At 62.6% G+C, this 26,179-nt stretch carries 15 protein-coding genes and 1 pseudogene; 10 read left to right on the forward strand and 6 right to left on the reverse strand.

The annotated features are described in order from the left end of the window. Positions 1-792: 792 nt before the first annotated feature. The 4 genes and pseudogenes from G5S42_RS45675 to G5S42_RS03920 form a co-directional block, all read left to right on the forward strand. A pseudogene (locus G5S42_RS45675) lies at positions 793-1,398 on the forward strand (ESPR-type extended signal peptide-containing protein); the annotation flags it as partial. Next, positions 1,390-6,972, forward strand: a complete 5,583-nt coding sequence (locus tag G5S42_RS03910; protein WP_376776939.1) for a YadA-like family protein — start codon at positions 1,390-1,392, stop codon at positions 6,970-6,972. The pseudogene G5S42_RS45675 and the gene G5S42_RS03910, both read left to right, overlap by 9 nt. An 89-nt stretch (positions 6,973-7,061) precedes the next feature. Continuing rightward, on the forward strand, positions 7,062-7,814 hold the full coding sequence (locus G5S42_RS03915) for an OmpA family protein (RefSeq protein WP_176105615.1): 753 nt from the start codon (positions 7,062-7,064) through the stop codon (positions 7,812-7,814). 248 nt (positions 7,815-8,062) lie between these two features. Beyond that, positions 8,063-11,065, forward strand: a complete 3,003-nt coding sequence (locus G5S42_RS03920) for a hybrid sensor histidine kinase/response regulator (RefSeq protein WP_312883520.1) — start codon at positions 8,063-8,065, stop codon at positions 11,063-11,065. Between the two features lie 114 nt (positions 11,066-11,179). Here the strand turns inward: G5S42_RS03920 and G5S42_RS03925 are convergent, their stop codons facing one another. Beyond that, on the reverse strand, positions 11,180-11,968 hold the full coding sequence (locus G5S42_RS03925) for an IclR family transcriptional regulator (RefSeq protein WP_176105616.1): 789 nt from the start codon (positions 11,966-11,968) through the stop codon (positions 11,180-11,182). Positions 11,969-12,109: 141 nt separating this feature from the next. Between G5S42_RS03925 and G5S42_RS03930 the strand changes: the two genes are divergently transcribed. The 5 genes from G5S42_RS03930 (at position 12,110) to G5S42_RS03950 (ending at position 17,823) form a co-directional block, all read left to right on the forward strand. Then, the gene (locus G5S42_RS03930) at positions 12,110-13,384 is read left to right on the forward strand and encodes a Rieske 2Fe-2S domain-containing protein (protein WP_176105617.1); all 1,275 of its coding nucleotides are present in this window, start codon (positions 12,110-12,112) and stop codon (positions 13,382-13,384) included. 105 nt (positions 13,385-13,489) lie between these two features. Then, positions 13,490-14,272, forward strand: coding sequence for an SDR family NAD(P)-dependent oxidoreductase (locus G5S42_RS03935; RefSeq protein WP_176105618.1), 783 nt, complete (start codon positions 13,490-13,492; stop codon positions 14,270-14,272). Between the two features lie 16 nt (positions 14,273-14,288). Further along, on the forward strand, positions 14,289-15,248 hold the full coding sequence (locus G5S42_RS03940) for a PDR/VanB family oxidoreductase (protein WP_176105619.1): 960 nt from the start codon (positions 14,289-14,291) through the stop codon (positions 15,246-15,248). A 99-nt stretch (positions 15,249-15,347) separates the two neighbouring features. Then, positions 15,348-16,607, forward strand: coding sequence for an MFS transporter (locus G5S42_RS03945; RefSeq protein WP_176105620.1), 1,260 nt, complete (start codon positions 15,348-15,350; stop codon positions 16,605-16,607). A gap of 109 nt (positions 16,608-16,716) precedes the next feature. Beyond that, a complete protein-coding gene (locus G5S42_RS03950; RefSeq protein ID WP_176105621.1) occupies positions 16,717-17,823 on the forward strand; it encodes a porin in 1,107 nt (368 codons plus the stop codon). 18 nt (positions 17,824-17,841) lie between these two features. On the opposite strand, the gene G5S42_RS03955 is transcribed toward G5S42_RS03950, so the two are convergent. The 5 genes from G5S42_RS03955 to G5S42_RS03975 form a co-directional block, all read right to left on the reverse strand. Beyond that, on the reverse strand, positions 17,842-20,445 hold the full coding sequence (locus tag G5S42_RS03955; RefSeq protein WP_176105622.1) for an ATP-binding response regulator: 2,604 nt from the start codon (positions 20,443-20,445) through the stop codon (positions 17,842-17,844). A gap of 16 nt (positions 20,446-20,461) precedes the next feature. Continuing rightward, entirely contained in the window at positions 20,462-21,694 is a 1,233-nt protein-coding gene (locus G5S42_RS03960; RefSeq protein WP_176105623.1) for a hypothetical protein, read from the reverse strand. A gap of 298 nt (positions 21,695-21,992) precedes the next feature. Further along, the gene (locus G5S42_RS03965) at positions 21,993-22,160 is read right to left on the reverse strand and encodes a hypothetical protein (protein WP_176104960.1); all 168 of its coding nucleotides are present in this window, start codon (positions 22,158-22,160) and stop codon (positions 21,993-21,995) included. A gap of 34 nt (positions 22,161-22,194) precedes the next feature. Next, complete coding sequence (locus G5S42_RS03970; protein WP_312883521.1) at positions 22,195-23,379, reverse strand: phospholipase A; 1,185 nt, start codon at positions 23,377-23,379, stop codon at positions 22,195-22,197. Between the two features lie 664 nt (positions 23,380-24,043). Next, entirely contained in the window at positions 24,044-24,835 is a 792-nt protein-coding gene (locus G5S42_RS03975) for a phytanoyl-CoA dioxygenase family protein (protein WP_176105625.1), read from the reverse strand. Positions 24,836-24,965: 130 nt separating this feature from the next. Between G5S42_RS03975 and G5S42_RS03980 the strand changes: the two genes are divergently transcribed. Further along, positions 24,966-26,072 carry an IS5 family transposase gene (locus G5S42_RS03980; RefSeq protein ID WP_376776852.1) on the forward strand — a complete coding sequence of 369 codons (1,107 nt, stop codon included), beginning with the start codon at positions 24,966-24,968 and terminating at the stop codon, positions 26,070-26,072. The last annotated feature ends 107 nt before the right edge of the window (positions 26,073-26,179 follow it).

The following is a 26,179-nucleotide window of genomic DNA, read 5'->3' on the forward strand; positions in this document are numbered from 1 at the left end:
AACTGTGCGTACAGTCGAACTTGCCCCAATAGCGCTTCTTTCGAGGCGTCGATTCAAGGTCCGGCCGATCGTTGCGCGCAGCAATTTCAGATCAAACGGTAGGTCGCTCGATAGAGCACCGGCAGCGACGAACTCACCTGCCGCACCCAGTCGCCGTTGCCTCTTTTACGAGATCTGGTTCAGGTGCAGATTTAAACGGCGGCATCAGTTCGGCTCGCATCTGCTCGCTCTTGATCGTTCCGTCTTGAACGCCGCGAGCGCGTCCGTCGGGCTCACTTCGCCATCTTCCCGGTCCAGTCGCCACGTTGCCGCGATTCACACCTGGCGAATTCCATTTCTACAGTCATCCAATTTTTGCCCTATCTCTTGTTTTCCTTCTTTTCCTTTTCATCACGAGAAGATCAAAAAATCGATGGGAAACCATTTGCCGATAAAGCCGAGCCTGCGGCTTTGTCCTATGTCTTGCGTGGAGACTTTAGGACGAGGCTGATTATCTTGCTTATCCAAAAAAAATAAGATTATCCGGAACTTTAGTCGTGAGCAAGTCGCTTCGATCTTTGTGTTCATAGGCAATTCTTTAATGCCTCAAATGCAAATTCTTTCGTTCACGCCCCCATCGGGCGGGGTGGCCATGAATGATGCGCGGTATTGAGAAACGATTTGTAGGTAAGTGAAAGATTTCAGAGGAAAAGAAAAATTAACGTTTCTTTCGCGGCGGCCAAGGGCGACGACGAATAACGCGGACGTCGCAATCTCTGATGCCAAATTTTAGTTTTGAGAAAGGATTGGATTATGAATAAGTCGTATAAAAGTGTCTGGAATGAATCCCGTGGCACCTGGGTCGCAACTTCAGAGTTGACGACGTCGCGTGGTAAGCGAAGCAAGTCATCGGCGATTGCAAGCGTAGCTGCGGCCTTGTTTGTAGTGGGTCAAGGGCTTGTCGGCAGCGCGCAGGCTGAGACGGCGCATTATGCGGCCGGCGAAGGCGCGGTTGCCGGCGTGGAAAAACTGTGGGTGCACCCCTGCCAGGTCGGCGAGTGCGCAAACCCTTGGGAATTTGCCAATCCGAATTATCCTGCTCCGCCGAACGTCAGCAGTACTGCTGTCGGATCTAGCGCTGCTGCGCAGCTAGGTGGCGTCGCGCTCGGAGACCATGCGGCAGCCGAAGCTGGGTTCGGCGTGGCATTGGGCGCCTATTCGTTGGCGTCGGGTTTCCGCGCGACGGCGGTCGGTACGAGTGCTGTCGCCAGCGGAAGAGATACGACTGCAGTTGGACTCAATGCGTTGGCATCTGCTGATAGGTCGACAGTGCTCGGAAGCTGGGGTGTGGCATCTGGCGTCGACTCCATGGCACTTGGCCATAAGACCACTGCGACAGGAACTGACTCGGTGGCGCTTGGTGGTGAGGCTACTTCCTCGGGCCCGGAGGCAATTGCAGCTGGTTATCAGGCTGCTTCGACGGCAGATCTTGCTACGTCGCTCGGTTCGCGAGCTACGTCGTCAGCGTATGGAGCAACGGCACTTGGTGCTTATGCCACTGCAAATGGAGGTGCGGGCACAGCTGTTGGTACGTCCGCCGCGGCGTCAGGTGATGTCTCGGTTGCGCTTGGTGCGGGCGCCGTTGCAACGTCGGCGAATTCAGTGGCACTGGGTGCGAATTCGCGGACGGCACAGGCGGTGGGCACGAGCGGCACGAACATTCGTGGCACGAACTATAGCTTTGCCGGCGCGAACCCGACGAGCACGGTTAGCGTGGGCAGCGGAGGTAACGAGCGTACGATCACGAACGTGGCGGCCGGCCGTCTGAGTGCGACGAGCACCGATGCGGTCAATGGTTCGCAACTGTATGCAACCAACCAGGCAATTGAGCAGATCAGCCAGGCGAGCAACGCAGGCTGGAACGTGAGCGCGCAGGGCGCGAACGCGACGAACGTGGCGCCGGGCAGCACGGTCGACCTGAAGAACACCGATGGCAACCTCGCGGTGAGCAAGAGCACGGCCGGCAACGACGTGAACTTCGATCTGGCACGCGACCTGAAGGTCGACAGCGTGACGATGGGTGACACGGTGGTGAACAACGACGGCCTGACCATCAAGAACGGCCCGAGCATCACCACGGGCGGCATCGACGCGGGCGGCAGGAAGATCATCAACGTGGCGGCGGGTGTGGACGCTGGCGACGCGGTGAACAAGGAGCAGCTCGACGAGGTCGGCAAGACGGCCAGCGCAGGCTGGAACGTGAGCGCGCAGGGCGCGAACGCGACGAACGTGGCGCCGGGCAGCACGGTCGACCTGAAGAACACCGATGGCAACCTCGCGGTGAGCAAGAGCACGACCGGCAACGACGTGAACTTCGATCTGGCACGCGACCTGAAGGTCGACAGCGTGACGATGGGTGACACGGTGGTGAACAACGACGGCCTGACCATCAAGAACGGCCCGAGCATCACCACGGGTGGCATCGACGCGGGTGGCAGGAAGATCATCAACGTGGCGGCTGGTGTGGACGCTGGCGACGCGGTGAACAAGGAGCAGCTCGACGAGGTCGGCAAGACGGCCAGCGCAGGCTGGAACGTGAGCGCGCAGGGCGCGAACGCGACGAACGTGGCGCCGGGCAGCACGGTCGACCTGAAGAACACCGATGGCAACCTCGCGGTGAGCAAGAGCACGGCCGGCAACGACGTGAACTTCGATCTGGCACGCGACCTGAAGGTCGACAGCGTGACGATGGGTGACACGGTGGTGAACAACGACGGCCTGACCATCAAGAACGGCCCGAGCATCACCACGGGCGGCATCGACGCGGGTGGCAGGAAGATCATCAACGTGGCGGCGGGTGTGGACGCTGGCGACGCGGTGAACAAGGAGCAGCTCGACGAGGTCGGCAAGACGGCCAGCGCAGGCTGGAACGTGAGCGCGCAGGGCGCGAACGCGACGAACGTGGCGCCGGGCGGCACGGTCGACCTGAAGAACACCGATGGCAACCTCGCGGTGAGCAAGAGCACGGCCGGCAACGACGTGAACTTCGATCTGGCACGCGACCTGAAGGTCGACAGCGTGACGATGGGTGACACGGTGGTGAACAACGACGGCCTGACCATCAAGAACGGCCCGAGCATCACCACGGGCGGCATCGACGCGGGTGGCAGGAAGATCATCAACGTGGCGGCGGGTGTGGACGCTGGCGACGCGGTGAACAAGGAGCAGCTCGACGAGGTCGGCAAGACGGCCAGCGCAGGCTGGAACGTGAGCGCGCAGGGCGCGAACGCGACGAACGTGGCGCCGGGCGGCACGGTCGACCTGAAGAACACCGATGGCAACCTCGCGGTGAGCAAGGGCACGGCCGGCAACGACGTGAACTTCGATCTGGCACGCGACCTGAAGGTCGACAGCGTGACGATGGGTGACACGGTGGTGAACAACGACGGCCTGACCATCAAGAACGGCCCGAGCATCACCACGGGTGGCATCGACGCGGGCGGCAGCAAGATCATCAACGTGGCGGCTGGTGTGGACGCTGGCGACGCGGTGAACAAGGAGCAGCTCGACGAGGTCGGCAAGACGGCCAGCGCAGGCTGGAACGTGAGCGCGCAGGGCGCGAACGCGACGAACGTGGCGCCGGGCAGCACGGTCGACCTGAAGAACACCGATGGCAACCTCGCGGTGAGCAAGAGCACGGCCGGCAACGACGTGAACTTCGATCTTGCACGCGACCTGAAGGTCGACAGCGTGACGATGGGTGACACGGTGGTGAACAACGACGGCCTGACCATCAAGAACGGCCCGAGCATCACCACGGGTGGCATCGACGCGGGCGGCAGGAAGATCATCAACGTGGCGGCGGGTGTGGACGCTGGCGACGCGGTGAACAAGGAGCAGCTCGACGAGGTCGGCAAGACGGCCAGCGCAGGCTGGAACGTGAGCGCGCAGGGCGCGAACGCGACGAACGTGGCGCCGGGCAGCACGGTCGACCTGAAGAACACCGATGGCAACCTCGCGGTGAGCAAGAGCACGACCGGCAACGACGTGAACTTCGATCTGGCACGCGACGTGAAGGTCGACAGCGTGACGATGGGTGACACGGTGGTGAACAACGACGGCCTGACCATCAAGAACGGCCCGAGCATCACCACGGGCGGCATCGACGCGGGCGGCAGCAAGATCATCAACGTGGCGGCGGGTGTCGACGCTGGCGACGCGGTGAACAAGGAGCAGCTCGACGAGGTCGGCAAGACGGCCAGCGCAGGCTGGAACGTGAGCGCGCAGGGCGCGAACGCGACGAACGTGGCGCCGGGCAGCACGGTCGACCTGAAGAACACCGATGGCAACCTCGCGGTGAGCAAGAGCACGGCCGGCAACGACGTGAACTTCGATCTGGCACGCGACCTGAAGGTCGACAGCGTGACGATGGGTGACACGGTGGTGAACAACGACGGCCTGACCATCAAGAACGGCCCGAGCATCACCACGGGTGGCATCGACGCGGGCGGCAGGAAGATCATCAACGTGGCGGCGGGTGTGGACGCTGGCGACGCGGTGAACAAGGAGCAGCTCGACGAGGTCGGCAAGACGGCCAGCGCAGGCTGGAACGTGAGCGCGCAGGGCGCGAACGCGACGAACGTGGCGCCGGGCAGCACGGTCGACCTGAAGAACACCGATGGCAACCTCGCGGTGAGCAAGAGCACGGCCGGCAACGACGTGAACTTCGATCTGGCACGCGACCTGAAGGTCGACAGCGTGACGATGGGTGACACGGTGGTGAACAACGACGGCCTGACCATCAAGAACGGCCCGAGCATCACCACGGGTGGCATCGACGCGGGCGGCAGGAAGATCATCAACGTGGCGGAAGGTGTGAACCCGGGCGATGCGGTCAACATGGCGCAGCTGACCGAGACCAACACGAACGTGACGAACCTGGGCGACCAGGTGACGACCATCGGCGACCAGGTGACGAGCATCGGCGAGCAGGTGACGAACGTGTACGAGAACGGTACGAAGTACTTCCATGCGAACTCGACGGGTGCAGATTCGTCGGCGCTGGGTGAGGATTCGGTGGCAATCGGTATGGGTGCTGTGTCGAACAACGCGAATGATGTGGCGCTGGGCGCAGGCTCGACGACGTCTGCGGCGGTCGGCACGAGCGGCGCGACCATCGGCGGGACGGCATATGCGTTCGCCGGTGCCAACCCGTCGAGCACGGTGAGCGTGGGCAGCGTGGGTAACGAGCGCACGATCACGAACGTGGCCGCCGGTCGCCTGAGCGCGACGAGCACGGACGCGGTGAATGGCTCGCAGCTGTACGCGACGAACCAGCAGGTGGACCAGCTGAGCGAGGACATCAGGAATGGTGCGGGCAGCGGGACGGATCCGCTGGCGGTGCATTACGACGACTCGTCGAAGGGCGCGATCACGCTGGGCGACGGCATCCATGGCACGAAGGTCACGAACGTGGCCGAAGGCGAGCTGTCGTCGGCGAGCACGGACGCGGTGAATGGCTCGCAGCTGTACGTCACGAACCAGCAGGTGGACCAGAACACGAAGTCGATCACCAACCTGGGTGACCAGGTGACGAACTTGTACGAGAACGGCACGAAGTACTTCCATGCGAACTCGACGGGTGCAGATTCGTCTGCGCTGGGTGAGGATTCGGTGGCAATCGGTATGGGTGCGGTGTCGAACAACGCAAATGATGTGGCGCTGGGCGCAGGCTCGACGACGTCTGCCGCGGTGGGCACGAGCGGCGCGACCATTGGCGGGACGGAATATGCGTTCGCCGGTGCCAACCCGACGAGCACGGTGAGCGTGGGCAGCGACGGTAGCGAACGCACGATCACGAACGTGGCCGCCGGTCGCCTGAGCGCGACGAGCACGGACGCGGTGAACGGCTCGCAGTTGTATGCAACGAATCAGGCACTGGACCAGATCGGTAGCAATATGACCAACCTGGATCTAGGCGTGGTCAAGTACGACATCAACACCGATGGCACGGTGAACTACAACAGCGTGACGCTGGGTGGCGGCCGGTCGTCTAGTCCAGTGGTGCTGACCAACGTTGCCGCTGGATCGTCAACGTACGACGCTGTGAACTACGGTCAGTTGCAAGCGCTGCAGAACGAGGTGAGCAATGTCAACAGCCGAGTCACCAACATTGAGAACAACGGTGGCTCGGGAGGCAACGGTGGATCGGGCAGCAACCCGTACTTCAACGCAACGGATACCTCGTCGGATGATAGTGCCGTTGTCAACGTTGCGGCGCCGGGTACGGGTGCGGGCAGCACCACGGCTGGTTCCGGTGCGGTGGCTACGGGTGACAACGGTACAGCAGTCGGTTCGAACGCCAACGCCTCGGACAGTGCAGTGGCAATAGGCTCAGGCGCCGCGGCATCCTCTGGTGCGGTTGCAGTCGGTCAGGGTGCGCAAGCCACGGCTTCCAGCTCGGTTGCCTTGGGTCAGCATTCGGTTGCTGATCGGGAGAACACGGTCTCTGTGGGCTCCGCTGGGAGACAGCGTCAGGTCACCAACGTCGCGGCTGGCTCACAAGCAACCGATGCCGTCAACGTCTCGCAGCTGACGACCGTGGTTGATGGTCTGGGCGGCGGCGCCAGCATCGATCCGACGACCGGTGCGGTGACCGGACCGTCGTATCAGCTCTCAGGTGGCACATACTCGAACGTGGGTGATGCCCTGTCGGGCCTCGACGACCGCATGAACGCTGCAGACCAGGCGATCAACGATGTGGCTAGGGGCGCTTACTCGGGTATTGCGGCGGCCACTGCGCTGACGATGATTCCGGACGTCGATAAGGACAAGACGCTGTCGATCGGTATTGGTGGCGGGACCTATAAGGGCTATCAGGCTGTCGCGATCGGTGGTACGGCTCGCATCACGCAAAACATCAAGATGAAAGCGGGTGTTGGCTTGTCCAGCGGTGGAACGACTGTCGGGGTGGGCGCCTCGTACCAGTGGTAAGCGTTTAGTAAGAGGGGGTACGCCCCCTCTCTCCTCCGCTTCGAATCAAACAATTTTTTCTTCTTTCGCTTCAAGCGAATCTACAAAACATGAAAAAGCACTTTTCAGTTTATCCACGCCTGGCATTGCTGGGCTCAGTATTGGGGCTTGTGGCGGCATGTACGACGCAATCGGGCCCCACCTACAACGCACATGCAATCGTTGCTCCAGACCAGAAAGCGCCGACTTATCGCGTCGAGTGCGGTGGTCTGCTCGAAAGTTCACAAACCTGTTTCAAAGTGGCGGCCGAGATCTGCAAGGACAAGCCTGTCACGCTGGTGCAGGCCGTTGATGGAGTCAGGTCCGGTGTCAATACGAAAGATCCGCGCGAGGTTACCTTCATGTGTGGTAAACCGGTTGAGGCGCAAGCTGTCCCCGCCCCGGTTCCCCAACCTCCATCTCAACCGAAACCCGAACCTCGACCTCAACCTCAGTCTCAGGAGCGCCGCCAGGTCCTGCTGCAGGGCGACGCGAATTTCGCCACGGATAGTGCCGTATTGAGTAGTGCGGCAAAGGCGAGTCTCGATAATTTCTTGCGCGTGAATGAGGGCATCAACTTCCGCCGTGTGACGATAATTGGTTACACGGATTCGACCGGCACACGAGCCCACAACCAGAAATTGTCGGAAGCGCGTGCCCAGTCGGTCCTGCAATACCTGCGTAACCGCGGGTTGATGGCCCAGAGTTTCGTCGCCGAGGGCGCGGCCGCGGATGATCCGGTCGCCTCGAATGCGACTGCTGAAGGACGCGCGCTCAATCGCCGCGTGGAAGTGCGCGTCGTAGCGTCTGGAGTCATCTCCTGATCGTCCCGTTCAGTTGATACTCCGCCGTCGCCGTAATGCCGTTCAGTCAAGTCACTGAACGGCATTTATTTTTTTCATGAGACTTCTCGTGCGGACCTGCGCTCGTCGGTCCCTGCCTGAACGCGGCTCGAATGACTTCAAACGCGCAACGCCTCAGATTGGCCGTATGATGCTGAAATCATCTCCAAGGTCCCGGATGCGGGTCCGCCATGCCATCAAAGAGCACAGATTCCACTGGACATGAGCGTGTGACTTACGCACTCAATGGCGATGCACACATTGATGAGCCGAGCAGGCTAAACCGATATCAGCGGGCGCTGGTCATGGGGGCGGGCATCGCCATCTCGTTTGTGCTGGTGCTGTTGACCGGCGTTGTGCTGCACTCGGCGGTCGCGGAATACATAGAGGATCGCTACAGAGACTTCTCTCTACGCCAAACTCGCCTGCAACTGGAGTTCCTCGAGCGGGAAAGAACCTTGCGAGCCGCGATCCTGCATGAAGAATCGGGGTGGGGCACGCGACCACTTCCACCCGCGGCCCTCATCGACGAATTTGCCGCGCAGCATGGACAAGTCATTCTGCAGAGACACGCGAATTTTGACCCGGTGATGATGCTCGGCGATGTTGGTCCGTCGCACCACGCATCGGATTTTGCACCGTATCTCGCGCTCGGCGTCGATTTTCATTATCGTGTTGGACCTTGGGCCAAGGTGCAGACCAATGCGGTGTCAGGCTATTTCTATTCACCGGACCGGCGCTTCGTCGGAATTCTTCCTGCACCGGCATCGGGCAACCCGGTCAAGCAAAGCGGCGCGATAGACGTCCACGAGCTTCTCGACCGCATTGCACCGGACCTCGGCGATCTGACAGACCCAACGGTGATCCAGCGGTTGCGAGAGGGCGAGGGTGCGACCTGGTTTGGGCCAGTCACAGATCCATTCGGCGACAAGCCCGCAATCCGGCTCGTCATGCCGGCTTTTAGCGAGGGCAAGATTTTCCTCGTCGCTGTCCGAAAGATCTACTTGGGTTCCATAATCGAAATACTTGCCGGGGGGCGCTACGATGAAGAATCGCTGCTGCTGGATTCCGCCGGCAACGTGATCCTCAGTACAGCCACGCCGGGTAGCGACGCTACGCTGACGCAACGGATTCTCGAGTCTCGTCCGCAAGCGGCGGAGCGAACCGGGGAAAGCCGTCGCTATCGCAATCGACTTTTCACGGCCAGTGCGGAAGTAACGAATTCTGGCTGGACCATCGTTTACGCATTCACATGGCGCACGATTCTGCGCGACTTGGGGCCGCGCCTCGCTGCGTACATTGCAGTCATGCTGCTGGTCCTGGGATTCATGTGGCTGCTTCTGTTGATGCTCGATCACAAGCTGTTCAAGCCCGACTACGAACGTTCGCAACGAGTATTCGAAAGTGAAGCCTTGAATCGCGCGATGGTTGCCGCTGCGCCGTCCGGGTTCGCGCTGCTGTCTTTTGAACAGGGCGAAATTCTGTTGCAGAGCAACCTGATGCGTAGCTACGAACTGAACACGCATCCGGACGAACCACGCTTGCACGAGCGTTTGCTCGCTCTCTATGACCACAGCCCCGACGCTCCCGCGTGGCAGTCCGATCTGGAGATGCCGCTCAGGCTAGCCGATGGCCGGGTGGACGACCTGCTGGTGAGCATGGTGCGCACCAAATATCGCGGGAAAGACGTGTTGCTATGCAGTTTTTCCGACATCACGACGCTGAAGAACACCGAACGCAAGCTGGACGAGGCGCGTGCCGCGGCGGACGCCGCCAACGAGGCGAAGTCGGCGTTCCTCGCGATGATGAGCCACGAAATACGCACGCCGCTCAATGCCATTCTCGGCAACCTCGAGCTGCTCGGACGCTCGCCGTTGTCGCCGTTGCAGGAGGAGCGGGTAGGGGTTGTCACGTCGTCGTCCACTGCGTTGCTCGGCATCATCAACGACATCCTCGATTTTTCGAAGGTGGAGTCGGGGCAGATGACGCTCGAGTCGATCAGCTTCGATCTCGGTCAGGTGATTCGTGAGGTGGCCGCGATGTTCGAACCAGTCGCGCAGGCGAAGGGGCTCGAGTTCGACTGCGTGATAGATGATGCGCTCGCGCCGCACTATCTCGGTGACCCGACGAGAATCCGCCAGATCGCGATCAATCTGGTCAGCAATGCGATCAAATTCACCGCCACGGGCGATGTCCTACTGGAGGTCTACCTCAAGGACGACACGGCCGACGATTCTCCGATCGTGATCGGTGTCAGCGACACCGGCATCGGCATGACTCCGCAGCAGCAGGAGACGCTATTTCATGCTTTTACGCAGGCCGATTCGTCGATTGCGAGGCGCTACGGCGGAACAGGCCTCGGACTCGCGCTCTGTCTGCGCCTGACTGAATTGATGCATGGCACGATTCGGGTGAAGAGCGAGTTGAATGCCGGAAGCACCTTTGTCGTGACCTTGCCCATTCCGGTGAGTGCAGCCACCCCGGTCAGCGCCCCAGGGCATACCAAAGCCGAACCGAAGTCCACCGAGATCGACACACACGCCATCCACATCCTCGTCGTCGACGATCAGCTCGCCAATCGGGAGCTGCTTGTCGCTCAACTTGCCACGCTGGGATACGAGGCCGATATGGCCGAAAGTGGCGGTGCGGCGTTGCGGCGCTTCAACGAGCGCCACTTCGATCTGGTGATGACCGACATCAATATGCCGGGGATGGACGGGTACGCGCTCGCGCGGTGCCTTCGTGCCCAAAGTTCGACGGTGCCGATCATCGCGATTACTGCGCACGTCGCGGCAGAAGTGCGCGCGCAATGCACGCAAGCGGGAATCGACGAGGTCCTGCTAAAACCTGTCCTGCTCGACACGATGGAAGCGACGGTGCGGCGGCTGGTCAACGAGGCAGCCAGGCGTCCCGCGAACGACACCGTGGCGAGGCGCGACATTTCGCAAGGGCCATTGCCCGAGCACATCCACGCCGCGATGACTCAGGCGCTGAGGGATTCGCTTCGGGAACTGCATGCCGCCATTGAGCTTGGGGATATGAAAACGGTGCTCGCCCAGCTTCATGCGGTACGCGGATCTTTCGCGATGATTCAGGAACCCGAAGTGGCGAATGCTTGCGCACAGATGGAGCAGCACGCCAGAAATAACGACATTCCTGAGGTTAAGGAGGGGCTCAATCGTTTTGAGCCACTCGCTTATTCGACGCTCGCGCGGCGCGTTATGAGCGTATAGCCGGAGACGTGAGTTTTTGGCTTCAGCCATGAATCGGCGTCAGGAGAAGCAAGAACTGAGTGTCGACTTTCCTGCTTGCGCTCCCGGCGTTGGCCAAAATCTTCGATGCCCATTTCACCGACGCGCCACACTCGGCACCCGTCCAGTTTCCCCTTGATGCCCCAGCGCGCGCGACAGATTGCCCACCTCTCGCTTGAGCAACGCCGCGAAGTGCGCGACGCGCTCGTCGGTTACGCGCACGCTCGGCCCGAAGATGCACACCGAACCCGCCACCTGGTTCGCACCGTTGAAGAACGGCGCGGCCACCGCTACTGCGCCGGCGATCAGCTCGTGATGGCTGGTGCCGAAGCCCTTTGCGCGGACCGCATCGAGATCGGCGGCGAGCGCCGCGACGTCCTGATCCGGATCGGTCAGATACCGCCGCAGATCGTCCTCTGACAGCGGCATCTGCGAAAGAATCGTGCGGCCGCTCGCGCCGAGCACGAGCTTCTCGCGATAGCCGACTCCGCGCCGGAAACTGAGCGGCTGCGGACTTTCCAGTTCGGCGACGCAAATCCGGTAGGTCCCCTCCGGCACGAACAACGCGACCGTCTCCGAGGTCGCTTCCCAAAGCTCGCGCAGCATCGGCTGCGCGAGCTGCGCGATCGTATTGTTCGCCATCCAGGCGTGCGCGACTTGCGCGACCGAACTGCCGAGCCTGAAGCGCTGCGGCTCGCCCGACGACGCGAGAAAGCCGTTCTGTTCGAGCGTATTCAGCAGTCGGTACAGCGTCGGTCGGCTCAGGTCCACGCGGGTCAGCAACTCCGCGACGGTCAATTCCTTGTCCCCGGGTCGGAACGCCAGAAGAATTTCTAGCGCTCGTTCGACTGCGCGCACATTTTCGTGCGGCTTTTTTTCTTCCATTTGAAATTTCCTTTCCGCGACGGTCCGCGTCGATTGCACATTGTAGTGAAAGTCCCTATCGGCACGAACTTGACTCACATCAATCTGTCCGTACAATGAGACCACATTCTCATACAACGGACAACCGGATTCGGAGGAATTATGGACAAGAACATGTCGGAGACGCTGATTCGCACTGGCCCGGGCACGGCGATGGGTAATCTGATGCGTCGCTATTGGGTGCCGGTGCTGCTCGCGAGCGAAATCGCGGAGCCCGATTGCCCGCCGGTGCGCGTGCAGATCCTCGGCGAAAAGCTGCTGGCCTTTCGCGATTCCGAAGGCCAGCCCGCGCTGATCGACGAGTTCTGCTCGCACCGCGGCGTGTCGCTCTACTTCGGCCGCAATGAAGAGAACGGCATTCGCTGTTCGTATCACGGCCTCAAATTCGACCGCAACGGCAACTGCGTCGAGGTGCCGTCCGCACCGCAGGCGTGCAAGCACATGGGCATCACCGCGTATCCGTGCATCGAACGCGCGGGCATCGTGTGGGCGTACATGGGGCCGAAGGACCGTCAGCCGGCGCCGCCGGATCTCGAGTGGTGCAACCTGCCGGACAGCCACGTATTCGTGTCGAAGCGGCTGCAGGAATCGAACTACCTGCAGGCGATGGAAGGCGGCATCGACACGAGCCACGTGTCGTATGTGCACCGCTACGAAGTCGACGATGACCCGATGCACCAGGGCACGAAGGCGCTCGACTACATCAAGGCGGACGGCAACGTGATCTTCGAGATCGAGAAGCAGCCGTTCGGCCTCACGCTGTTCGGCCGCCGCAACGGCGAGCCGGATTCGTACTACTGGCGCGTCACGCAGTGGCTGTTCCCGTGGTACACGCTGATCCCGCCGTTCGGTGACCATTCGCTCGCGGGCCACGTGTGGGTGCCGATCGACGATCACAACTGCTGGGCGTGGAGCATCAACTTCCGCCCGGACCGTCCGCTCGACGAGCAGGAACTGGCCGACCTGAACGCCGGCAAGGGCATTCACTGCGAGTACGAGGAGGGCGGCTCGTTCCGTCCGAAGGCGAACAAGGACAACGACTACCTGATCGACCGCAAGGCGCAGAAGGAAAAGCGCGCGTACTCGGGCGTGTTCGGCTTCGCGATGCAGGACGCGTCGCTGCAGGAAAGCATGGGTCCGATCCAGGACCACAGCAAGGAAAAGCTGTTGCCGACCGACCGCGCGATCGTGATGGCGCGCCGCATGATGTACGAGGCGGCCACGGCGCTGGTGCCCGACACCGATCCGCCCGCGATCGACGCCGACCAGCAGCGCGTGCGCGCTGCCGGCGTCTTGCTGCCGCGCGATCAGAAGCCACAGGAATGGGCGGTGATCCATCTGCACGACGGCAAGGACCAACCGATCTACACGATCTGATGCACGGCGGGGCCGGGCTTCTCTCCGCCCCCGCGTGTCGTCGTCTGGTCCGACTGGACCTTCTGCCCATTCCGCAAAAGGAGGCCGGCTGCGCGCCGGCAAGCAATGCAGCAACGTAAAAGACTCGAAGACAAGGTCGCGCTTATCACTGGCGGCGGAGGCGGCATCGGCGCCGCGACCGCGCGCGTGTTCTGCGCCCAGGGCGCTGCGGTGGTGCTCGTCGATGCGAATCCAGAGGCGCTCGCGCGCGTCACTGAAGACCTGAAGGAGGCCGATCCGTCGGCGCGTGTCGAGACGTTCCCGGCCGACGTGTCGGATGACGCCGATGCGGTGCGCGCGGTGCAGTTCGCCGCGGCTTCGTTCGGCCGGCTCGACGTGCTGGTGAACAACGCGGCGATGCGCAACTACAGCGCACTCGCCGACGCGACGCCGGCCGAGTGGCAGGCGATGGTGTCGGTCAATCTGGTCGGCACGTCGAACTATTGCAGGGCGGCGCTGCCGTTCCTGCGTCGCGCGGGCCGCGCGAGTATCGTCAACGTATCGTCGTGCTATGCGGTGACCGGCCGCAAGGGCATGGGCCTGTACGACGCGACCAAGGCCGGCATGCTGGCGATGACCCGCACGCTCGCGTTCGAGGAGACCGCGAACGGCGTGCGCGTGAACGCGATATGCCCCGGGTCGACGCTGACCGGATTCCACGTGAACCGCGCCATTGCAGCGGGCAAGAGCGTCGAAGTGCTGAAGACGCAGCGCCAGGACACCTCGCTGATCGGCCGCTGGGCGTCGCCCGAAGAGATCGCGTGGCCGATCCTGTGGTTCGCGAGCGACGAGGCGTCGTACATCACCGGCACGACGCTGATGGTCGACGGCGGCCTGTCGGCGATGTGAGCGGAGGAGAGGTGGCATGAACATGACCGATTCCACGCTGATGGTGCGGGTCGCCGCACGGCGCGACGAAGCCGACGGGATCGCCGGCTTCGAGTTCGTCGATGTCGACGGCCGCGAGCTGCCGCCGTTCGAGGCGGGCGCGCACATCGACGTCTACGTGCCCGGCGGGCCGGTGCGGCAGTACTCGCTGTGCAACGCGCCGCACGAGCGTCACCGGTATCAGATCGCGGTGTTGCGCGACGCCGATTCGCGCGGCGGATCGCTGCGCATGCACGAAGCGGTGAACGAAGGCGACGCGATCCGCATCGGCGTACCGCGCAATCATTTCCCGCTCGCCCGCCATGACGCGAAGCCGCTATTGCTCGCGGGCGGCATCGGCGTCACGCCGATTCTCTGCATGGCGGAGCAGCTGGCAGCGATGGGCGCGGCGTTCGACATGCATTACTGCGCGCGCTCGAAAAGCCGTGCGGCGTTCGTCGAGCGAATCGCCGCGTCGTCGTGGGCGGACAACGCGCAGTACCACTTCGACGACGAGCACGGCACGCTCGATCTGAACGCACTGCTGACAGGCGGCGCGGACCGGCATCTGTACGTGTGTGGTCCGCAGGGCTTCATGAACGCGGTGCTCGATACGGCGCGCTCGCTCGGCTGGAGCGACGATCGTCTGCATTACGAATACTTCGCGGCGGCGCAGCCTGCCGGCGACGGCGGCTCGTTCGACGTGCGGCTCGCGCGCTCGGGCCGCGTCGTGTCGATTGCGGCCGATTGCACGGTCACGCAGGCGCTCGCGGCGGCGGGCGTCGACGTGCCGGTGTCGTGCGAGCAGGGCATCTGCGGCACCTGCATCACGCGGGTGCTCGAAGGCGAACCCGACCACCGGGATCTGTACCTGTCGCCTGAGGAGCAGGCCCGCAACGATCAGTTCCTGCCGTGCTGTTCACGTGCGAAGTCGAGGGTGCTGGTGCTCGATCTGTAACGGCATTCGCCCGCGCCGGTCACAGCAGGCGGCCGGCACCCTATCCATCAGAAAGAAAGAAAACGGGCGGCCGCTGGCACGCCCGGCATTGGAGGAGTCATGGAGAAGAATCTGGCGTCGTCGGAGGGCATGTCCGCGAACGTCTGGGCCACGAACGGCGCACGGGAGGCGAGCAGCGCCGACACGAACCCGTATCGCTGGGTCGCGCTGTTCATCGTCTGGGCCGCGTTTCTGCTCAGCTATGTGGTCCGCGTGGCGTGGAGCACGGTGGCCGCGCCGGTCGGCGCGTCGCTCGGCATCAGCGTGTCGATGCTCGGTGCGTTCGTGACCGCGTTCTACGCGGGCTATGTGCTTGCGAACGTTGTCGGCGGCATGCTGACCGATCTGCTCGGCGGTCGCGCGATGCTCACGCTCGCGCTGCTGCCGCTCGGCGTACTCACGTTTACGTTCGGCTATACGCATTCGCTCGCCTTCGGCATCGTGATTCAGGCGGCGATGGGTTTCGCGGCGGGCGCCGACTACTCGGCCGGCATGAAGATCATTCCCGCATGGTTCACGCGCGACCGGGGCCGCGCAATGGGCCTCTACACGACCGCGACGTCGCTCGCCGTCGTGATCGCGAACGCGGTCGTGCCGTCGTTCTCAGCGCGGCACGGCTGGTCGAACGCATTCCATATGCTCGGCATCGTCACGTTCGCGTGGGGCATCGTCACGTTGCTGCTGCTGAAGAACCGGCCGTCGAACGAAGCGAAGCCCGCGCGCAACAGCCTGCAGGACATGCTCGGCCTGTTGCGCAACCGGAACCTGATTGCCCTGTCGATTGCGGGCTGCGGCGGCTTGTGGGCGACCGTCGGCTTCGCCGCATGGGGCAACGCATTGATGACGCGCCAATACGGCATTGCGCCGATCGTCGCTGGATCGATCGTCGCGTCGTTCGGCATCGGCGCGGTGATCGCGAAGCCGACGCTCGGCTGGATCTCCGATCTGCCTGGCGTGTCGCGGCGGATGATGTCGATCGGCTGCCTGATAGCGTTCACGATCGCGCTGCTGGTGTTCGGCTACTGCTCGACCGCGCATCAGTTCTATCTGGTCGCGCCGATCCTCGGGGCGTTCTCGTTCGGCTATCTGCCGGTGCTGATGGCACAGGTGAGCGACGCATCCGGCAAGCGCCTCGCCGGCGCGAGCGCCGGCTGGACCAATGCGATCTGGCAGTCCGGCAGCGCGGTGTCGCCGATGGTGGTCGGCTCGCTGTATGGCGCGAGTCATTCATTCATGCTCGCGCTCGTCACGCTCGCGATCGGACCCGCTATCGCGGTCGTCGCGATGTTCTTCGTCAATCCGCACATCGCACGCGAATGACCGACTCTCTCCGGCAGCCGCCGCGGCCACGCGCCGGCTAGCGCGACCACAGAGATCGAACGATCACGCTTTCGCAGCACAAAACAACTCAATTTCCAGCAGGAGACACATGGTGAAGCACAAGCCTCTCGCCAGGCCCTCGAAGGTCCTTTTTGCATGTGGTATTGGTATCGGCATCAGCGGCGCGGCGCACGCGCAGTCGTCGGTCACGCTGTACGGCATCGTCGACTCGGGGGTGACCTACGTGACTCACGCTGTCACGCCGCAGGGATCGTCTGGCACCCAGGTCGCGCTCGGCACCGGCAACCGGCAGAATTCGCGTTGGGGTTTTACCGGCAAGGAAGATCTCGGCAACGGACTGCGGGCGATTTTCACGCTCGAATCGGGCATGGCGATGAACACCGGCGCGCTGCAGCAAGGCGGGCGGCTGTTCGGCCGGCAAGCGTTCGTCGGACTCGAATCGGACCGCTACGGCGCGATGATGCTCGGCCGGCAGATGACGCCGATGTACCGCTACTTCCTCGCGCTCGACCCGCTCGGTTATTCCAGTTACGGCCTTTCCGCGCAGGACGCGCAGTTCGTCGGTCGCGCGGATAACGCGGTGTCGTATCTCGGCCATGTAGGACCGTTCGAGCTGAATGCGCTCTACAGCTTCGGCTATGACGCAGTCGCCTCCAACGTGCCGGTGGCGGGCTCGTTCCGCGTCGGCAAGCAGTACGACATCGGTGGACGCTACGTGCAGGGGCCGCTGAATCTGACGTTCGTGTACGAGCAGCGCCAAGGCTCGGTGATCGCGACATCGGGCGATAGCGAGCGGCGCTACGTGGCCGGCGGTTCGTATGCAATCGGCAAGGCGACGCTGTACGGCGGCTACGAATTGCTGCTGAACGATGTCCCGTCGACGCTCACCGCATCGCCGCCGCAGTCGATGGCGTTCGCGGGCGTGCGCTACAAGGCGACGCCGGCGCTGGAGCTCGCAGCCGCGACTTACTACCACGCGTATCGCCAGGTCGACGCGCACGCATTGAGCACCGGCGTCAACGCGGACTACTGGCTGTCGAAGCGCACGGCGCTGTACACCGACATCACCTATGTGATCAACAGCTCGAAGGCCGCGCTGAGTGCGACCGGGTGGGCGACTTCGGTCGCGACGACGACCGTGAAGACCGGCGCGAACCAGCTGGCGGTTGCGATCGGCGTGCTGCACAAGTTCTGACGGCGGCGGCGCGCGCGCTCAATCGCTCAGTGCATCGCGATGATCGCGCGGGCCTTTCGCCGACGCGTAATATCGCTGCAACGCGTCGGTCGAGCGCGCGCCCAGCGTGCGGACCTGGACGAGCCAGTCGGTTTCCACCGGCCACTCACCGCCGATCACGCGTGGATAGATCTGTCGTGCGTACCGATGCAGTGCCTTCGCGCCGATGTTGCCGCTTACGCCAAGCAGCGCATGTAAGCTCGCGTGCGTCGCCTTGATATCGACAGCCGCGCTGTTTGCCGCGAGCCGCGCGACGAGCGAGCGGATCTGTTCGATGCCGTTCAGGAACGATTCGTCGAGCAGATCGAGCGAGACCAGTTCTTCCAGGTGCGGTTCGTCGAGCAGGCTTTCTTCAGCGATAGGGGTGGCCGCGTGCGCGCTCGCAGTGGGGGCCAATGCCACCGGCGTCGCCGCAAAATCCGTTTGCGCGCTTTCGCCCGCGGTTTCCGCAATCCGTTGTGAAGATGGAGAGTCCGCACCCAACTCGCCGCGTGTGCCGAACTGCCGTGCGAGACATGCGTACAGCGAGCCCGCTTGCACCGGCTTGATCAACACCTCGTTCATCCCGGCGGCAAGGCAGGCCTGCACCGCTGCGGGATCGGTGTGACTGGTCAGCGCGATGACAGGCAGCGTCGCGTAGGCATCGGTGCGCGCGCGAATCGACTTCGTCGTCTCGATGCCGTTCATGCCCGGCATGTTGACGTCCATCAGGATCGCGTCGATGAAGCCGTCTTCGTGCAGGTTGGTCAGCACCGCCTGACCGTGGTCGGCCTCGATTACGCTCGCGCCGCAGCGCTCCAGATAAGCCTTTGCGACGAGCCGGCTGTAGGTGTCGTCGTCGGCAATCACGAAGGTTCTGCCGGCGAAGCCGTCGGGCAGCTCGCCCGGCTGATGCCGCACGCCGTTGTCGAACAGGGCCTGCACCGCGGTGATCAGCTCCTGCACACTCGACGTCTTGCCGATGATCTCGTCCATGCCGGCGCGCCGCGCGCGCAGCCGCACCGCGTTGCCCGGTTCGGCGGTGTAGGCGGCGATCAGCACGTTGCGGTTCGGGCAGTCCCGGTCGGCCCGGATGCGCTCGGTCGTCGCATAGCCGTCCAGATCGGGCATGCTGATGTCCATCAGCACGAGGTCGTAGAGCGGCGCGCGCCGCAGAGTGGCGAGCGCAAGCTCGCCGCCCGACGCCTCGCTGACATAGGCGCCTGCCTTCGTCAACACGCGGCGGGTGCGGGCGCGCAGCGTAGCGTCGTCGTCGACGACGAGCACGCGCTTGCCCTTGAACGCCGGCATCGCGCGTTCGAACAGGCGCCGCTCGTGCTCGGCGACCTCGTCGGCCGCCACCGGCGGAAAGCGCAGCGTGAATGCGGTGAACTTGCCGAGTTCCGATTCGCAGTCGATGCTGCCGCCGAACGCGCGCATCGCGCGCTGGCAGTACGCGAGCCCGAGCCCGGTGCCGCCCGAGTTGCCGGCCGTGCGAAACGGCTCGAACAGATGCTGCAGGATCTCCGCCGCGATGCCGGGGCCGGTGTCGCGCACGATCACCGAGTCGCTATCGACGGTCAATGTCAGCGTCGCCTGCGGATACGCGACGATGTGATGCAGCGCGTTCTTGATCAGGTTGAACAGCGTGAACAGATAGACCGTCTCGTCGACCTTGAACACGAAGTCGCGGTTGACGACGACGCTCACCTTCGCGCGTTCCTTGTCGTTGTCGAAGCCATATTCGGCGAGCGCCTTGCGCGTGGTCGCGCCGGCATGCAGGTAGCTGAGACTATCCGGGCGGATCGATTTCGCGGCGACTTCGTCGAGCGTCATCGCGATGATGCGCAGGCCGCGCTCGATCGACAATTGACCCTGCGCGAGATGGTTGTACATCAGCGAGGCCGTGCCGTCGGTGAGCGTCGGCGCCGCGCCCGCCTTGTTCGCCGAGGGCAACGCTTCCTCGACGCGGTCGAGCACGTGCCGCAACTGGCTCAGCGGATTGCGCATCTCGTGCGCGATGGAACCCGCGAGCGCCTGCAACGCGCGGTTCTTTTCGACGAAGATGCGTCCCTTGCTGATCGCGTGGCTGAACGCCATGCTGCACAGCACGACCACCGGCAGCAGCGCGAGATTGGACTTGTCGTCGGCGCTGAGAACGATCGGCGTCGGCGAGCTCAACACGCCGGCAAGGCCGCCGGAAAACACGCCGATACCGATGCACGTTATCAGCAGCAGCGGGTTGTCGATACACAGCGCCAGAATGAAGATCATCATGACCTCGGTCATCATCCACATCGTGGAGAAGCCGTTTCTGACGGTCAGGAACGTGCAGACGAACGGCAGCACGTAAATCAGGCAGCAATGCCAGTAGATCAGCAGAGCGGGGTTGTAGCGCCTCGGCCAGCGCGCCTGGAACAGCAGCGGGACGCAGACGGCCGCCGCGCTGAGCCGCAGCAGCAGGTTGTCGTAAGGCTGCGGAAGGAGGTAGGTCCAGACGATGTAATAGATGGGGTGACACAGGAGGCCGAGTGCGCCTCCCCATCGAATCGCGAACCTGCTTCTTTCCAGCATATCCCGCATGCTTTCGCGCGGTCTCGCCATCAGGCCTCCGAGTTCATCAGGAACCCATCATTTCATGCGTATTGAATTGCTGTGCTTCGACGCCTTCGGCGAGCGAATCGCCATTCTTGCCGTGAAACGGTCCGACCGAAAAGCCGTACCTCTTCAGAAGACCATGAGTATAAGAGACCGACCACACGGGCGGGCTACCGATGATGAAATCGGATGCGATGCCTTCTTGCCACGCGGAATAACCTTCGGCAAAGCAGGTATAGCAGTCGCGGGTGGACGGCAGCCTGAACGGGAAAGCGGTGTCGAGTCCAGCGGGCCCACGCGCGAAGCATTCAATATAGAGCGTATGACCGCGAGAAGCGAGTTCCGCTTCGACGCTGGCCGCGCGCGGATGCGAATCGTCGATCCAGAATTGCGCGCGTTTGAGATCGGCGGCGCTCAGGTAGGGCACGCTCGTGCTGCTCGCGAGGATCGCGCCGTCGAAGTCAGGGAGCGGCGTGTCCGGGCTGAACGTATGCACCGAGACTTTCGATTTGCCGAGCAGGTCCGACGCGAGCAACTCGTTCGCCTGATCGGTCAGCAGGTTGATCTTGTCCGGCAGATCGATCAGCACCAGTTCCTTCGGCGCATCCTTGTACAGCAGATACTTCGCGACCGTCGTGCCGAGCCGGCCGGCCGCGCCGAACAGCGCGAGCTTCGTGTTGCCGAATTCGAGGCTGAGCTGTTCGCAGCAATGCATCGCCCAGTCCTTCAGCATCGCCGCGGTCGCCGCGTGGCCGGTCGTGATGTGAGGCGGCTTGACCGGCCGGGGCAGCGCCCCGTAGTTGCATGCGTACGGCGTCGACGCGCCCATCGCGACCATGTTCAAGCCCGCCTTTCTGGCGAGCTCCAGCGCCGGAAAGAATTGCGTCGCCCGAAAGCGCTTGATGCCGCGCGGGCTGCCGAGCCACATTTCGAGCGGCACCGGGCAGGCGATATTCGCGCCGATCACCTGCGAGCCCGAATAGATCGGCGATGCGATGAAAGGCTTGGTCTTCCACAACTCTTCTTCGAACGACTCGCTGCGTTCGCGAACGTTGTGAAAAGAAAATGAAAGGGTCTCCCAATCGGTCGCGTGAAACAGAAAGCCGACTCCCCCCTGACGGGCCGGCAGGCTATCGCGGATCTGTTCCGGGTGAATTTCGTGCTTGAGCGCAAGCGGTGCACTATTCCGATGCAAAAGAAGTCCGGTTGGCTCGTTTGAAACGGTCGACAGGTCTTTAAGGAGAGCGGTCTTCATTGGTTTTTCCTTGGTTCTGATTAGACGCTGGAAAAGTCAGCGCGCGGCGTGGCCAGCCGGTTGGACCGGCGACCCTTCAACTCTAGAGAAATCCGCACCGATACGCCCGTCTGTTCGTGCACACAGCATTCACGAGCGGTTCAAGACGGGTTGCCCGCCGGGTGGGAATCGGCTCTGGGCAATCTTTTGAAAGAATTACGGCAGAACTTTCGATGTATTACGGCAGGTCGTGCGCCGTCCTCGAATGGCAAAAGGACCGCTCGGCGGCCCTTTGCTTGCATTTCCGGCGAATACCTGATTAGCGTGTGATGCTATAGCCGATTCGCGCAATCCAGCGATGCTGGTTGTAGTCGAGAATGTCCTCGCCATAACCGCTAAAGAAGCCGAGCCATACGTAACCGCTGTCCTCGCGGTAAAAGAACAATGCCGGCATGTAACTCATGTCGCGCAAAGGCGCCGAGTACATCTGGCCCGGCGCCTACAGAGGACAACGTCATGCGTCAGCGCGACACGGCGAAGCCAATGCGCGCGGCCCAGCGGTGCTGGTTGTAAGAGAGAAGATCTTCCGCGTAGCCGTTGAAATAGTTTAGAAACAGATACCCGCCCCATGCACTGCCGAACATCTTGGCAAGCGGGTAGGTAAATTGTACGTCGACGCTTCCATAGGTCGATTTCGTGCCCTTTCTCAACGTGGTCGCGAGCTGCCAGCCATCCGGGCTGCCGTATTTGACGAGCAGGTCGACATAGCCGCGATAGTTGGCGATATCCGAATTCGTGTCCTGTTTGTGCGTGTAGGCGTAGATTTTCGGCTCGATGGTCAGGTGGTTGGCGTTGAGGTCGCCAAAATCCCAGATCGGCTTGATGTAGACATAGTCAATGCCACGCGACCCGGGACCGGCGGTTCCGTTCGACTCGTGCTCGTAGCCCGACTCGATGCCCATCCGGGTGAACCAGCTGGTCCTCCACCCGGTGTCCTCCAGGTAGTAGAAAAGAGCGGGCATGTAGCTCGTATCGTAGAACGGGTTCATATGCCCGCGGATATCCCACAGAGAAGTCTGCGTGTAGGCGAAGTAAAGGTTGTCGAGAAAACCGCGTGAACGCGGATCATCGGGCAGTACGAAGCGGAATTTGAAGCTGACCTGGAATTTGGCGAGACCGCTTTCCGACGAGTCCCAGCCGTCGGCGAAGTAGGTGGGCTGGTAGAACGAAAATCGCCCTACGAGAAAGGTGCCGAGGTCCGGCACCAAGGAATTCGAGGGCTTCACGGTCGAAGGCGGCACTTGCGCGGCGATCGACTCGTTGCCGGGCATCGGCCCTTCGGCTGGCGCGATCACGACCGGTGCGGATGCGGACGCAACCGCCGCCGCAGACGCGGGCGCCGCTGTTGCGGCGCTGGCCGTCGCCGCGTTGCGAGGCATGCGAGTGAGCAGGACCACCGAAGGTGATACGTCGACGCCAGGCACGTCGATGCGAAGCGCACCGCGCGCCCAATCGGGCCATGGCGCGCTATAGCTGACCGCCTTCATCTCGCCGGCCGCTAGCCGGACATGCTCGGGTGCGCCGGATGCGCGGGTGAGCAGTACGGCCCTTGGCAGGGCCTCGCCGTTGGTCAGCGTGACGCTCAAGGTGCGAGGCACGTCGACCGACGTGCCGGAGGGTGCGTCGCCGGTGTAGACGATCGTCACGACAAGCGGTTCGTCGGACCTCGCTTCGCGCGGCGGACGCAATATGGAAACCCCGGCGACGCTATACGCAGAGTAGCTGCCGAGCACCAGCGCACTGATGCAAACCGATAGGCTGGGGAGCAGTTTGGAAAATGAGCCGGAAAGCGGACTCGACGACAATCGGAAAACGCGCGAGCGATGGCTGCGAACGCCAGACTGGCGGTTTTTCTTCACGCGAGACATCAATCGATTCCGCACGCGGAGCTCCTATTGGTCTACGAGTTCAGGTCGCAATGAGACGATAGCGTCAAAGCATGCAGTTGGATAGAAAATCAGGGTCCGCGTTTTGATTGCGGAAACTGCCATCCACGCCGGTTCCCGCTATCCGTTTTTTCGCTCATTCTGCCAGTGCTATTAGGAATGGCGCGAGTGGAAAAAGACCTGCCGCGCTATCGATGCGAATAGCGACGGGAACAGCGTCGGAACAGCGTCGGAACAACGTCGGAATAGCGTCGTGTCGTTGCATTTGCGCAACGGAGCTTTAAATGTTAAATCGCGGGTGATTCGCGCCTTGATATATCCGTTGGGCGCGCCGCAGTTTTCGCTCATGACAATTGCGTGGCGATTCGCGATTCGATTGCCCGGCAAATCGTTGCCCAATCAATGCGACAGTTGAAAGCCCGCTTCAATAGGCGAATTTCCGGTATTGCTCCGGCGCGCCCGTCTTGTCGAGTTCGCTCACGCGCGGCATATGGCGCAGTAGTCGCTTCGCGCGTGAGGTCAATTGCGCATAGACGGCTTCGGGTACGTCGATGCGGACTTCCGGTCGGAAATACCAGCTGCGGCTATAGCCGATCACGACCATCGGACGCGGCAGGTCGGTCCGGTTCGGCGTGCCGCGATGGAGCGCGCGCACGTCGCGAATCATCACGTCGCCGAGTTCCATCGTGATCGCATGCAACGGCAGGCGGCCGTCGCGCCACGCGTTCAGCGCGTCGTCGGAGCGCATCCGATGCGTGCCGAGCGTCGTTTCGAATGGGCCGTTCTCGAGCGTGACGTCACATAACGGAAAGTTGACCGCGAGCTGGAACGATGGGGTTTCCGCTTCGCCTTCGAACAGCGCGGGTGTGTCGCGATGAATCTCCTGATACGTCGAGCCGTTCAACGGCGTGTCGGTGGCCAGCTGGCACATCACGGGATCGTCGCCGGCCACGCGCTCGACGATGCCGAGCACGTCCGGATCACAGAAGATCGACTGATCGGCGAAGACCCCCGTGAACGGCAGCGTGACGTAGTGCCGGTTTTCGCCGCGCACGGCGGTCGCCCGCGCGGCAATCTGCTGTTGCAGCAATGGCGCGAACGAGTCGCGCCATGCGAGCAGCGTCGCTTTCGGGAAGTGCTGGCGCAGAACGACCATGCCGTCGCGTTCGAACGTCGCTGCGCAATCATCGAGTTGTTCGGTCGAAAAGCGGCCCACGGTTGTCTCCTTTGTCGAGTCGTTGAGTCGGGGCTTGCCTAGCAGGCTGTTGAATTTGGATCCCGTGTAAACGGGGTTTGAAGGACGGGCGTTATGGATATCGTGTTCATGATCTTTGGCAGCGGATGCGATGCGCGGAATGGACGAGATGCAGGAACCCCTGTTCACGACGGTCAAGCTCGAGGACTTCGTCCCGGCAGATCACCCGTTGCGACCGATCCGGTTGCTGGTGAATGATGCGTTGAAACGGCTCAACGGGCTGTTCAGCGTCATCTACGCGGACACCGGTCGTGCCTCGATTGCGCCTGAGAAGCTGATGCGGGCGCTGCTGTTGCAGGTGTTCTACTCCGTACGCAGCGAGCGCATGCTGATGGAGCAGATGCGCTACAACCTGCTGTTCCGCTGGTTTGTCGGGCTGGCGATTGAGGACGCCGTGTGGGACCACTCGGTGTTCTCGAAGAACCGCGACCGGCTTCTGGAGCATGAAGTCGTGGAAGCGTTCTTCACCGAAGTCATGAGCCTGGCGGACAAGCGGGGCTTGCTGTCGAGAGAGCATTTCTCGGTGGACGGCACGCTGATTCAGGCGTGGGCCAGTCACAAAAGCTTCCGCCGCAAGGACGGCCCGGACGATGGTCCGCCAGCCGGCGGTGGCCGCAACGCCGACACCGACTGGAAAGGCGAGCGACGTAGCAATGCCACGCACGAGTCGACTACTGATCCGGAGGCGCGATTGTTCAAGAAGAGCCACAAGAGCCCGGCCATCCTGTGCTACCACGGGCACATCCTGATGGAGAATCGCTCGGGGCTGGTGGTCGGCGCCGTGGTTAGTCACGCAGATGGTTTTGCCGAGCGGGCCAGCGCATTGCAATTGCTCGATTGCGTGCCAGGTACTCATGCGAAGACAGTTGGCGCCGACAAGGCGTATGACACCCGTGACTTCGTGAACGATTGCCGCGCTCGCAACGTGACACCGCATGTCGCGCGCAACGATGAGCGTTGGGGCGGCAGCGCCATCGACGGTCGCACTTCGCGGCATGCGGGCTACCGGACTAGCCAGATCATCCGCAAACGAATCGAAGAGCATTTCGGCTGGGGCAAAACCATCGGGCGGATCCGGCAGACGGTCTATCGCGGCCTCAAGCGCGTCGACCAGCACTTCAAGCTGACGATGGTTGCGAGCAATCTGACCCGCATGGCCCGAATGCCAGGGATGGTGCCGCGAGGAGCGACGCGATGAGCCGCCAATGCGCGAAGACTGCGCGCCAGACGAGCCGCATGCGTGCGCCTGCCCCGCGCAGATCGCGCGGTGAACCGTTAATTCAGCGCAATATCGCACGCGCAAGT

The sequence above is a fragment of the Paraburkholderia youngii genome (assembly GCF_013366925.1).
In the GTDB taxonomy this organism is placed as follows: domain Bacteria; phylum Pseudomonadota; class Gammaproteobacteria; order Burkholderiales; family Burkholderiaceae; genus Paraburkholderia; species Paraburkholderia youngii.